Annotated in this window: 11 protein-coding genes and 1 pseudogene; 2 read left to right on the top strand and 10 right to left on the bottom strand. The window is 35.1% G+C overall.

What is annotated here, in order from left to right:
* Positions 1-88: 88 nt before the first annotated feature.
* Positions 89-2,236: a S9 family peptidase gene (locus ACIQ0D_RS08160; protein WP_395804525.1), complete on the bottom strand. Its 2,148-nt coding sequence runs from the start codon at positions 2,234-2,236 to the stop codon at positions 89-91.
* Between the two features lie 191 nt (positions 2,237-2,427).
* Between ACIQ0D_RS08160 and ACIQ0D_RS08165 the strand changes: the two genes are divergently transcribed.
* Together ACIQ0D_RS08165 and ACIQ0D_RS08170 are read left to right on the top strand one after the other, a co-directional pair.
* Entirely contained in the window at positions 2,428-3,348 is a 921-nt protein-coding gene (locus tag ACIQ0D_RS08165; protein WP_395804527.1) for a DUF58 domain-containing protein, read from the top strand.
* Between the two features lie 79 nt (positions 3,349-3,427).
* Positions 3,428-4,090, top strand: coding sequence for an SGNH/GDSL hydrolase family protein (locus ACIQ0D_RS08170; RefSeq protein ID WP_395804529.1), 663 nt, complete (start codon positions 3,428-3,430; stop codon positions 4,088-4,090).
* Between the two features lie 37 nt (positions 4,091-4,127).
* On the opposite strand, the gene ACIQ0D_RS08175 is transcribed toward ACIQ0D_RS08170, so the two are convergent.
* From ACIQ0D_RS08175 to ACIQ0D_RS08215, 9 genes and pseudogenes are all read right to left on the bottom strand, one after another.
* A complete protein-coding gene (locus ACIQ0D_RS08175) occupies positions 4,128-5,393 on the bottom strand; it encodes a DEAD/DEAH box helicase (RefSeq protein ID WP_395804531.1) in 1,266 nt (421 codons plus the stop codon).
* A 97-nt stretch (positions 5,394-5,490) separates the two neighbouring features.
* Positions 5,491-6,684: an aspartate aminotransferase family protein gene (locus ACIQ0D_RS08180; protein ID WP_395804533.1), complete on the bottom strand. Its 1,194-nt coding sequence runs from the start codon at positions 6,682-6,684 to the stop codon at positions 5,491-5,493.
* A gap of 66 nt (positions 6,685-6,750) precedes the next feature.
* Positions 6,751-7,176 carry a hypothetical protein gene (locus tag ACIQ0D_RS08185; RefSeq protein ID WP_395804535.1) on the bottom strand — a complete coding sequence of 142 codons (426 nt, stop codon included), beginning with the start codon at positions 7,174-7,176 and terminating at the stop codon, positions 6,751-6,753.
* An 11-nt stretch (positions 7,177-7,187) separates the two neighbouring features.
* Positions 7,188-7,814 carry a hypothetical protein gene (locus tag ACIQ0D_RS08190; protein ID WP_395804537.1) on the bottom strand — a complete coding sequence of 209 codons (627 nt, stop codon included), beginning with the start codon at positions 7,812-7,814 and terminating at the stop codon, positions 7,188-7,190.
* Positions 7,815-7,838: 24 nt separating this feature from the next.
* Complete coding sequence (locus ACIQ0D_RS08195; protein WP_395804539.1) at positions 7,839-8,390, bottom strand: RNA polymerase sigma factor; 552 nt, start codon at positions 8,388-8,390, stop codon at positions 7,839-7,841.
* A 36-nt stretch (positions 8,391-8,426) separates the two neighbouring features.
* Positions 8,427-9,380: a transketolase family protein gene (locus tag ACIQ0D_RS08200; RefSeq protein ID WP_395804541.1), complete on the bottom strand. Its 954-nt coding sequence runs from the start codon at positions 9,378-9,380 to the stop codon at positions 8,427-8,429.
* A gap of 79 nt (positions 9,381-9,459) precedes the next feature.
* Positions 9,460-10,305 carry a transketolase gene (locus tag ACIQ0D_RS08205; protein WP_395804543.1) on the bottom strand — a complete coding sequence of 282 codons (846 nt, stop codon included), beginning with the start codon at positions 10,303-10,305 and terminating at the stop codon, positions 9,460-9,462.
* 63 nt (positions 10,306-10,368) lie between these two features.
* Positions 10,369-10,830, bottom strand: a complete 462-nt coding sequence (gene bcp / locus ACIQ0D_RS08210) for a thioredoxin-dependent thiol peroxidase (RefSeq protein ID WP_395804545.1) — start codon at positions 10,828-10,830, stop codon at positions 10,369-10,371.
* Between the two features lie 61 nt (positions 10,831-10,891).
* Positions 10,892-11,811, bottom strand: a pseudogene (locus ACIQ0D_RS08215) (M23 family peptidase); the annotation flags it as partial.

Raw genomic sequence — 11,811 nt, forward strand, 5'->3', positions numbered from 1 at the left:
TATCCTTAAATAAAAAAGCTCCTGCAGATAATCTGCAGGAGCTTTTTTATTTAATCTCTCGATTGAGATCAAATTTTATTTATTAAAACTATTTCCAGTATTGTAAATATTCTGCCGGAATTGGTTTTTCAAGCAAGTTTTTATAGATATAACGTACATTTTCTTGATTGCTATGTCTTGCTTTTTTACCTCCCCAACCATGTCGCTCACCTGGATATAACATAAATTCAAAATTCTTATTCAAGTCTTGAAGCTTATCAATCAGTTGAATGCTGTTTTGCATGTGAACATTATCATCCATTGTACCATGCACGATTCTTAAACTTCCTTTAAGCTTATCAGCATAGGTCATAGGCGATGTAATGCGATATCCCTCTGCATTGTTCTGAGGTGTTCCCATGAAGCGTTCGGTGTAATGCGTGTCATATAAAGCCCAATCAGTAACAGAATAGTTAGCAATGCCATGTGTAAATACGTCTGCGCCGTATGTAAGAGCCATACTTGTAATATAACCACCAAAGCTACCTCCAGTGATACCAATTTTTGAACCATCTACATAAGGCTTTGATTTTAGCAATGAAGCGGCATCCATATAATCCTCAATTTCGTATTTACCCATATTGCGGTAGATGAAATCCATACCAGTTTTCCCTAAATGCCCAGAGCTACGATTATCTATAGCAACTTGAATAACACCTTCTTTTGCCCACCAGTAGTTTTGGCCTAGTGGACTCTTCCAACGATCGTATACAGTACCAGCATCAGGGCCACCGTATATTGAAATCCACACCGGATATTTTTTTGACGGATCAAAATTTAGCGGTAAAGTAACCGTCATAGGTAATTCAAGGCCATCACGCGTTTTGTAATAGCTAAGTTCTGTTTTTGGGAGATTATAAGAATCGTATGCACTACCTTTTGAATTAGCAAGCTCACGAATGATGTTTCCTTTATTATCTAGCAATGCAGATTTTGGAGCAGTACTTAAATTAGAATAAGTTGTGATAAAATATTTCCCATCAGGTGAAAGATTAATCTGATGATCATAATTGCCAAAAGTTAATCTTACTGGCTCATCAGTCCCTTTTAAACTTACCCGATAAAGATCATGTCTCGCTGAACTCTCTTGTCTCGCTGTAAAAAAGATTTCTTGAGCCTTCTCATCTACTAATAATAATTGGGCAACACGCCAAAAACCAGAGGTCAATTGCTTCTTTAATTTCCCCTCTAAGTCATAATAGTAAAAATGTCCCCAGCCACTTTTGTCGCTTTTTAAGATGAAGCCACTACCATTTTTTAAGAAATACATTCCATCAAACCAATCTACCCATGTTTTTTGTGTCTCTTCATGGATTATTCTTTTAGCACCATCAACAGGATTCACACTGTAAATAATCAACTTATTTTGATCGCGATTCATCCATTGCATCCATAAAGTTTTGCTATCGGCCATCCAAAATGGAGTTCCAAAATATTGATCATTTTTTTCATCAAAATCTGCCCAAACTATGCCCTGTGAACCTAGATTAACCAATCCCATTTTAACTTCAGGGTTTTTATCTCCTGCTTTTGGATATCTCGTGTTTTCAAGAAATCCCTGTTGTCCACTTGAGTTATAAATTGGGAATACTGGTACTTTAGAATCATCGAAACGCATAAATGCAATACGCTTACTATCCGGACTCCACCAAAATGCTTTATAGCGTGTTGAGCGACCAAGAATCTCTTCATAATAAACCCATGAAGCCCATCCATTATAAATTAAGTCTGAACCATCATTGGTATATCTAGTTTCAACACCAGAGTTAATATTTATCGAATAAAGATCATTTCTTTTCGTAAAGGCTACTTGACTTCCGTCGGGAGATAGTGTTGGATTTTTCTCCAAGATGCTATCTCTTGTTAATTGTTTTTCATTCCCAAGTGCATCTTTATAAAAAATATCATTGTTTTTAATTCTTACAGTGGCCTCATTTACCTGAGCTGGTGCCGATTGTACCGCCGATCCAGTACGCACATCAACAGTATATGGCTTGCTTTGTTGGCCTTCCATCCTATATTCAATGTAATTGTTATTATCTGCCCAGCCCCTATAAATAGGCATAGGATTGAGAATATCTTTAGCCGGCTTATTAAAGACTTCTTCAAAGCTTAAGTCTTTTATCTGGGCATTTGAAGAAAACGATAGAATTACGAGAGCCGTAAATAATGTTGAACTAATTTTTTTAATCATCATTTGATTATTGAAGGTTGTTATAAAATTGTTTTATAGATTTAACTCTTTTTTAGCAAAGTCTAAATTCGAAGTTAAATCTTTTTTAATAAATCATTCGTAAATAAAAAATATTTATTCTGTTTTTAAATATTTATTCATTTATTGTTGAAATATTAAAGCTATTTTGATCTGTATTTGTATTATTTTAGAACATGCAATCCCAACTCTCAAATTATAAAGAACTTCAAGATTTTGGCAATTTAGAATTGCTTTCTCAGCAGGTTGTAGAGGGCTTTATTACTGGTTTGCATAAAAGTCCTTTTCATGGCTTTTCTGTTGAATTTGCTGAGCATCGACTTTACAATGCTGGTGATTCGGTAAAAAATGTAGATTGGAAATTGTTTGGTAGAACTGATAAACTTTTTGTAAAACGTTTTGAAGAAGAGACCAATTTGAGATGTCAGATCGTATTGGATGTTTCATCCTCCATGTTTTATCCCGATAAGACTTTCAATAAACTTCTGTTCTCTGTTTATGCCTCAGCATCCTTGATGTATCTGTTAAAAAAACAAAGGGATGCATTTGGACTAAGTTATTTTTCTGATTATCTGGAGCTTACAAGCACTGCTAAATCGACCACAGCACATCAAAAGTATCTATTTTCTGAATTGGAAAAGTTGGTGAATCGAAATGAAAATGGCATTAGAACAGATGTAGCTTCTGCTTTACATCAAATAGCAGAACAAATTCATAAGCGTTCGCTTGTCATTATTTTTAGTGATATGCTCGATGGCGAATCTGAAGATGGGCTCAATAAGATTTTTGATTCATTACAGCATTTAAAGCATAATAAACATGAAATAATCTTGTTCAATGTGCTAGATCATAAAATGGAACTCGACTTTAATTTTGAAAATCGTCCTTATAATTTTATAGATAGTGAAAGCGGTGAGGAACTCAAAATTAATCCTAGTACTGTTCGTGAATCATACCTTGAATCAGTAAATTCTTATCATAAGGAGATTAAATTAAGATGCGCACAATATAAAATTGATTTTATTGATGCGGATATTCACTCGGGATTTTATCAAATTTTACATTCCTATTTAATAAAGCGCGCTAAAATGATTTAAACCCCCATAATTGATAATTTGATAAAAAATAGACCGTTTAATTTCATTTTTTATATTTTCAATCATAAAAATTCACATAATGAAAAAAATAATTCTTTCCATTTCAATCCTAATTTTGTTGACTAGCATGCAAATTCAAAAATCTCCTAAAGTAATTTTCTTTGGAGATTCCATTACGGAGGCTGGTGTAAAGCCAGGTGGTTATATTTTTATCATGCAGGATAAAATAAAGCAAGGTACAGCACCTAATTATGAGCTTATCGGTTCCGGAATCGGAGGTAATAAGGTTTATGATCTTTATTTACGTTTGCAGGAGGATGTTTTAGATAAAAAACCTGATGTTGTGGTTATTTATATCGGTGTGAATGATGTATGGCACAAACAAAGCAGTCAGACGGGTACTGATCCAGATAAATTTGTCGCTTTTTATTCAGCAATTATTAAAAAATTGCAAAGCTCAGGTATTAAAGTTATCATTTGCACTCCAGCAGTTATTGGTGAGAGAACAGATTTTACTAATCAATTGGATGGTGATTTAAATCGCTACAGTGAGATGATACGTAAATTGGCAATATCTTATGGATGCGGCTTAATTGATATCCGTAAATCCTTTTTAGATTATAACCTAGCAAATAATCCTCAAAATAAGGAGTCGGGTATTTTAACATCAGATCGTGTGCATTTAAACCAAGCAGGGAATCAAATGCTTGCTGAACTCATGTTCAAGGGGCTTTCAAAATAAAAAATGTCCCGAATTTATTCGGGACATTTTTAAGATTTTATCTTCTTTTATTACCGAATTTTCTATTCGGACTTCCACTCATGGGTGCAGCACCTGATGATGCTTTACCTTTTTTTGCTGAACCACCTTTTTTCTTGGTAGATTGACTCATGATATAAGATGCTCCACGCATGTGATAGGGTTGATCATCAATTATTGGTATCTCTTTACCTATTAATTTCTGGATATCCTTTAAATATTCCATTTCCTCTTCATCACAAAAGGAATAGGCAATGCCGCTAGAGCCAGCACGTCCTGTACGTCCAATACGGTGAACATAGGTCTCAGGTACATTGGGTAATTCATAATTGATTACGTGTGAAAGTTCATCGATATCAATTCCCCTTGCAGCAATATCAGTTGCAATTAATGCCTTTATTTGTCCGCTTTTAAAATTAGACAATGCCTTCTGACGCGCATTTTGGGATTTATTACCGTGAATCGCTTCAGTTTTGATTCCTGCCTTTACTAGGTCTTTGGTTATTTTATCGGCACCATGTTTAGTTCTGCTGAAAATCAGCGCAGACTTAATGTTTTTATCATTGAGGATGTGGATCAATAATTTTTTTTTATCGTTTTTCTCGACAAAAAACAGAGATTGATCAATAGTGTCGGCAGTGCTTGAAACAGGTGTAACCTCCACTTTTTCAGGGTTCACCAAAATGGTGTTTGCCAATTTTTGTATTTCATCAGGCATAGTTGCTGAGAAAAACAGGGTTTGGCGTTTCTGAGGAATTTTTGTGATGAGCTTTTTAACATCATGAATAAAACCCATGTCTAGCATGCGGTCGGCTTCATCTAGCACAAAAATTTTGAGATAATGCAATTGAACAAATTTTTGATTGATTAAGTCCAATAATCTTCCTGGGGTAGCAATTAGGATATCAACTCCTGATTTTAAGGCAGCAACCTGCGATCCTTGCGAAACACCACCGAAAATAACGGCATGTTTCATGCCTGTATGGCGACCATAAGCTGTAAAACTATCTCCAATTTGTATGGCTAGTTCGCGCGTTGGAGTCAAAATTAAGCATTTAATTGCCCTTGGACCTTTATCATATATTTTTCCTCCTTCTAAAATTTGTAGAATAGGAATTGCAAATGCGGCAGTTTTTCCAGTACCGGTTTGAGCACAGCCCAATAGGTCTTTACGTTCTAATATGATGGGTATTGATTGTTCCTGAATGGGAGTGGGGTTTGTATAACCCTCTGTTTTTAAAGCCTTTAAAATAGGCTCAATTAGGTTTAATTCTTCGAATGACATGTATTGATTTTACATTGCTGCTAAATATGCCAGCAATTTTATATTTCTGCAAAGGTACGGATTTTAATATTAATGTATGGATTGATGAAAATGAGGCTTAATACAATTGATAAGCTTCTATCGCTTCAATGATAGTTTCACATGCTTTAATAATCTCATTATCAGTGATTATTAAGGGTGGTGCTATGCGCATTGCTGTATCGCAATGTAAAAACCAATCAATAATGATCCCATTTTCAACACATTTTCTGCTTACATTTTCTACTTGTTTAAAGCTTGTTAATTGTATGCTTAACATGAGTCCCTTGCCTCTAATCTCCTTGATTTCAGAGTGCTGTAGATGTTTTTTGAACAGGGATTCTTTTCTAGCTACATCTTCAAAAAGTTTTTCCTCTAAAATTACCTCTAAATTGGCCAATCCTGCTGCACAGCTAACTGGATGCCCTCCAAAGGTTGTTATATGGCCTAGGATTGGATTTTCCTTCAGAACGCTCATTATCTCATTGCTTGAAACAAAAGCTCCTATAGGCATTCCTCCGCCCATTCCTTTGGCTAAAAGTAAAATGTCAGGTTTTATGTCAAAATGTTCAAATGCGAATAATTTCCCCGTACGGCCAAATCCGGATTGAATTTCATCTAAAATTAGTAATGTTCCAGTTTCATCGCATCGCTTTCTTAAACTTTGCATATAATTTATATCAGGAACAATTACCCCAGCTTCACCCTGAATGGTCTCCATAATTACAGCTGCTGTGTCTGTATTAATGCTTTCGAGATCAATCAAATTATTGAATTCTATGAATCGGATACCAGGTAATAATGGCCTGTATGCTTGTTTATAGGCTTCATTACCCATCACGCTAAGTGCTCCTTGTGTACTTCCGTGATAAGAATTTTTGCAAGCTATAATTTCAGCTCTTCCTGTATAACGTTTTGCCAGCTTCATGGCTCCCTCGGTAGCTTCGGCTCCAGAATTTACGAAATAAACAGAACTAAGGGTAGTAGGTAGGATTGACGCTAATTTACTTGCAAATTTAATCTGCGGCGATTGAATATATTCACCATATACCGTGAGGTGTAGGTATTTATCCGCTTGATCCTTAATAGCTTGAATAACCTTTGGATGCCTATGCCCAGTATTGCTAACGGCAAAGCCTGAAACAAGATCCATATAACTTTTACCCTTAAAGTCATACAGATACATGCCCTCTGCTCGCTCAATTTCTAAAAGACGTGGCGAAGGTGATGTTTGTGCGGTATTGAGTAAAAAAAGCTGTCGTGGACTAAGCATACGCAAAAATACATAATTTTAAAGCATCTTGGAATTCGCTTTTATTTTTATGTGTTTTGCATGCGTTTAGTTGTTTGATGATTTGCGGCGATGATTTAACTGTTCTATTAAGTGCTCTCTAAACTCGCGCTCCGCTTGGTAAAGGAGTAGAATCTTTTCTGGAGGAATGGCCTTTGAATAAAGTTTCTTGTATTTTTTCTTTAAATCAAGCATTTTACCTTCATAGGAAAGATCTAAATTTATTTTTTCGTTGGGATCGATATCTTTACGAAGCCTTTCTTCCCTTCTCTTTTTCATTAATATCATCAGTTCTTTTTGGTAGTCATTGTAAACCGGCCAAAAGATTTGTGCTTCTTCAGTATTTAAGTTCAATTTTTTAGTGATAAAAGCAATTTTTACTGTTTCTATTTGCTCATGACGTTCGCTTTTTGATTGCGCAAATACGGTAACACTTAGACTTAAAATGACAATAAAAGCACTTAATTTTTTCATTTTCTTACCTTTTAAAGGGTGTTATTGTTAATATATTGTTCTATTTCTTGAACTGAAATATCGTTTGATACTTGTTGAAGTCCATCATCGCTTAAATTTTCGATGATAAATTGATTATCGCTTACCGTACTATGAATTTGTAGGTAGTTAATGATTTCTTGGTCTGGAATGTTTGATAAATCGCTAGTAATGCTATCTGATTTAAGGTTGAAATAAACCACAGACCCTATGATCATGGTAATACAAGCGGCTGCAGAATAACTTATCCATGATTTGAAAATGCTTTTCTTTATCGGCACATCTTGCTGCTTTATTTTAGCTTCAATTTTCTGGGTCAAATCAGAGAAATAATCTTCTGGAGTTCTGAAACCAATTGTTTTGGGCAAATTTTGGCTGTTTTCAAGAGCAGCTTTTGTTTTTATGTGTTTTTCTAATTCTTTAAAATATCCTTTAGGAAAGCTAAATTCTTCTTCATTTTCAAAACGAACAGATTCGATAAGGCTAATTGAATGTAATGTTTCAGATAGAGAATCAAAATATTTTGAAGGAACAGTAAAAGGATTCACTTTTCCCATTGCGGAAAGTGTAGGAGCGTCCTTTTCCCATTCTCTGTCTGAATCATGTAACTTCATATCCATTTGATACTTTTTACTTAGAAAGGTTTAATCTGAGTTTAATAAAATATGTTCGATTTTTTTTACTGCAATATGAAAGGAAGCTTTTAGAGCACCTACACTTGTCCCTAAAATTTCAGAAATTTCATCATATTTTAAGTCGTCAAAGTATTTCATGTTAAATACTAATCTTTGCTTTTCGGGCAGACTAAGTAATGCTTTTTGGAGCTTCATTTGGGCTTTATCTCCGTCAAAATAGGGACTTTCAGCTAATGTTTCAAGTAGGTATTGTCCTTCAGAATCTTCAAGAGAAATGCTATTTCTTAATTTTTTACGATTTAAGAAAGTGATGCATTCATTGCTTGCTATGCGGTAAATCCAGGTATAAAGTTGAGAATCACTACGGAAATTGGCAAGGTTTTTCCAAACTTTTATAAAAACATCTTGCACGAGGTCGTCGGCATCATCATGGTCTAAAACCATCCTACGGATATGCCAATAAATTTTTTCTTGATACTTCTTAAGTAACAAGGTAAAAGCTTCATTACGAGAGCTTTCCCGAGTGAATTTATCTAAGATTTCTGAATCCTCAACCTGCATATCTTTAATTATGGCCCGGACTCGTGTAGAATTATCTTACTTACGTTTGATAACTTTTTTAACCGCTTTGATGATATCTTCAGTATCTAAACCATACTTTTTCATGAGCTGATCTGGTGTTCCACTCTCACCGAAGCTGTCGTTTACAGCAACATATTCTTGAGGCACCGGATTGTTTGTCGCTAAAAGCTGTGCAATACTGTCTCCTAATCCACCAATGCGGTTATGCTCTTCAGCACTAACTACACATCCTGTTTTGGCTACCGACTCTAAGACTGCTTCTGCATCCAAAGGTTTAATGGTATGAATATTTATTATTTCAACATTAATTCCTTCTTCAGCAAGTTTTTCTCCGGCTTCAATTGCCGACCACACGAGGTGCCCAGTTGCAAAAATGCTCACATCTGTACCTTCATTAACCATCCATGCTTTACCGATTTCAAATTTTTGATCGGGATCAGTGAAAACAGGAACCGCTGGTCGTCCAAATCTTAAGTAAACAGGTCCGTGATAATCAGCAATTGCCATGGTTGCTGCTTTGGTTTGGTTATAATCACATGGATTGATAACAACCATTCCAGGAAGCATTTTCATCATGCCAATATCTTCTAAAATCTGATGTGTAGCACCATCTTCACCTAGTGTTAATCCAGCATGTGAAGCACAAATTTTAACGTTTTTATCAGAATAGGCAATAGATTGTCTTATTTGATCGTACACGCGTCCTGTTGAGAAATTGGCAAATGTTCCTGTAAATGGAATTTTGCCACCAATAGTTAATCCCGCAGCAATACCCATCATGTTTGCTTCAGCAATACCCACTTGATAAAAGCGATCAGGGAATTCCGCGATAAAAGCATCCATTTTTAATGAGCCAATCAAATCTGCACATAGGGCAACAACTTGATCATTCTTTTTACCAGCTTCTAATAAGCCTGCTCCAAAACCTGAACGTGTATCTTTTTTCTCGGTGTACGTGTATTTTTTCATATAAAAAACATTTCCTGAATAAAATCAGGCATAAATAAATCTATTTTTTTTTGATCTTTTCGATCATTTTTGTGGGATCTTAATAATCGCCTAAAGTTTCCTCTAATTGAGCTAAGGCACTTGCTAATTGCGCATCATTTGGTGCACTTCCATGCCATTTGTGTGTGTGCATCATGAAATCTACGCCATTACCCATCATCGTTTGCATTAAAATCATGATTGGCTTTCCTTTAGAAGTTTTTGAAATAGCTAAGTCGAGCACACGAATCACATCCGCCATATCATTTCCACTCATTTCTAAAACTTCCCAGCCAAAAGCTTCCCATTTTGCTCTTAGATTGCCTAGCGATAAGATTTTATCGGTTGGACCGTCAATTTGCTGGCCGTTAACGTCAATTGTAGAAATTAGGTTATCTACTTTATTGTGGCTAGCATACATTGCCGACTCCCACATTTGGCCTTCTTGTAGTTCTCCATCACCATGTAATGAAAATACCAATCGACTGTCATTATTAGCCTTTTTTGCAAGAGCTGCTCCAATAGCAACCGACATGCCCTGTCCTAATGAACCTGAGGCAACGCGGACTCCAGGTAGTTTTTCATGGGTTGTTGGATGACCTTGTAATCTAGTATTTAGTTTTCTAAATGTTGCCAATTCAGAAACTTCAAAATATCCAGAACGGGCAAGAACGCTATACCAAACAGGAGAAATATGGCCATTTGATAAAAAGAAAAGGTCTTCACCATGTCCATCCATGCTGAAATTAGTGTTGTGCTTTAGGGTATGGAAATAAAGAGCTACCAAATAATCGGCACAACCAAGTGAACCACCTGGATGTCCTGATTGGCAGGCATGGACCATTCTAACGATATCTCTACGAACTTGTGAGGCAACTTTTGTTAATTTATCAATGTCTGGAGTCATATGTATTGATTATGGGCTTATTGATTAGCCTTGAAATTTGTATGTTTTATTTATTGGAATAATTTATTTTACCAGCTCTAAAACTTGGGCAGATGAATTTTTGGTATCAACCTTATCAATGATTTTTAAGATTAATCCGTTTTTGTCGATGATAAATGTTTTACGAGCAATACCCATGTATTTTTTACCATACATGTTTTTTTCTACCCAAACACCGTAAGCTTCAACAATTTCTTTTTCAGTATCTGCAATTAATGAGAAAGGTAAATTATGTTTATTGATAAATTTCAAGTGTGATTTTTCATCGTCGATACTTACCCCTAAAACAACAAAACCTTGGGAAAGTAAAGATTCATAGTTGTCTCTGAAACTGCATGCTTCGGCAGTACAACCTGGAGTGTCATCCTTAGGATAGAAGTATAGAATGATGTTTTTACCTGCAAAGTCGCTCAGGCTAATTGTATTACCATTTTGGTCTTTTGCTGAAAAATTCGGTGCTTTTTGACCTTCAATTAATTCACTCATTTTTCTTTGCTTTTGTTGGGGTAAAATTAGTAAAATAAATATTGTCTTGGGAATATTTCTACTACTTATAAAATGCAGCATGAAACATGGTCGTATTATTTTTCTTGTCGCTTACTATAAGCTGAAAATCATGTTTTCCCTTAACAATTGTCTCATCAAAACGATGCCATAAAGAGCCTGTTTTTGAGTCGTATTCCATTAAAACCCAGCGTCCGTCTAATAATGCACTAAAGCTGTCTACTCCCGATAAATTATCGGATATTTTGAATTGTATTTTTGAATTACCTGCTAAATTCGCCCCATTGCTGATATTTAATGGAATAATTTTAGGTGAAATCGTATCTATACTTACATAAAAACTATCGAAACTTTTTAGTTCTGCATTAACAAAACCATTGATATAATTTCCTCCTATAGCGCTTTTGCGAGTATTCACAATCAAAGCTTTACTTCTTAAATGTGTAGGCAAACTATCATCTACCTTTATTGATAATTGATATAATCCATTGATCGGAATCAATCGATTATGAACATGATGAATCTGTGAGTATGCCCCTAATGGCTTGGCAGAAGTTTTATAAACAAAATTGAGATCACTGAACAGTGTTTTTAGAGGCATAAAAATGCTCAAACCCGCTGTGTCAAATTTATTTATTTGGTTAAAAGCCATTTTCTTGCCTGAAATTAATTTCTCAGACTTTTTTAAGCTGGGGTCGAATTGGAATTTAAAGTTTAATTCACTTTCATTGCCTGCAATATCCCGTACTATATATTTACCAACATGAATATTTTGGTCATTTATTTTTATTAACCCTCCATTAACCAATGTTTTGTAAATAGTTAATTCGTTTCCGGGCTCGACAAAACTTTTTTGTATTTTCTTGCCAGTTAAAATAATTTCAGGATAGTCAATGTGTGAATTTATGCCACGTGAATGATCAAATGAAAACTTTTCCCAAACAGAGGAGTAGATTAATTTTT

Source organism: Daejeonella sp., from assembly GCF_044342615.1.
In the GTDB taxonomy this organism is placed as follows: Bacteria; Bacteroidota; Bacteroidia; order Sphingobacteriales; family Sphingobacteriaceae; genus Daejeonella.

Excerpts from the sequence above, each read along its gene's own strand:
- ACIQ0D_RS08160 (WP_395804525.1), bottom strand. The coding sequence starts at position 2,236 with ATGATGATTAAAAAAATTAGTTCAACATTATTTACGGCTCTCGTAATT.
- ACIQ0D_RS08165 (WP_395804527.1), top strand. The coding sequence starts at position 2,428 with ATGCAATCCCAACTCTCAAATTATAAAGAACTTCAAGATTTTGGCAAT.
- ACIQ0D_RS08170 (WP_395804529.1), top strand. The coding sequence starts at position 3,428 with ATGAAAAAAATAATTCTTTCCATTTCAATCCTAATTTTGTTGACTAGC.
- ACIQ0D_RS08175 (WP_395804531.1), bottom strand. The coding sequence starts at position 5,393 with ATGTCATTCGAAGAATTAAACCTAATTGAGCCTATTTTAAAGGCTTTA.
- ACIQ0D_RS08180 (WP_395804533.1), bottom strand. The coding sequence starts at position 6,684 with ATGCTTAGTCCACGACAGCTTTTTTTACTCAATACCGCACAAACATCA.
- ACIQ0D_RS08185 (WP_395804535.1), bottom strand. The coding sequence starts at position 7,176 with ATGAAAAAATTAAGTGCTTTTATTGTCATTTTAAGTCTAAGTGTTACC.
- ACIQ0D_RS08190 (WP_395804537.1), bottom strand. The coding sequence starts at position 7,814 with ATGGATATGAAGTTACATGATTCAGACAGAGAATGGGAAAAGGACGCT.
- ACIQ0D_RS08195 (WP_395804539.1), bottom strand. The coding sequence starts at position 8,390 with ATGCAGGTTGAGGATTCAGAAATCTTAGATAAATTCACTCGGGAAAGC.
- ACIQ0D_RS08200 (WP_395804541.1), bottom strand. The coding sequence starts at position 9,380 with ATGAAAAAATACACGTACACCGAGAAAAAAGATACACGTTCAGGTTTT.
- ACIQ0D_RS08205 (WP_395804543.1), bottom strand. The coding sequence starts at position 10,305 with ATGACTCCAGACATTGATAAATTAACAAAAGTTGCCTCACAAGTTCGT.
- bcp (WP_395804545.1), bottom strand. The coding sequence starts at position 10,830 with ATGAGTGAATTAATTGAAGGTCAAAAAGCACCGAATTTTTCAGCAAAA.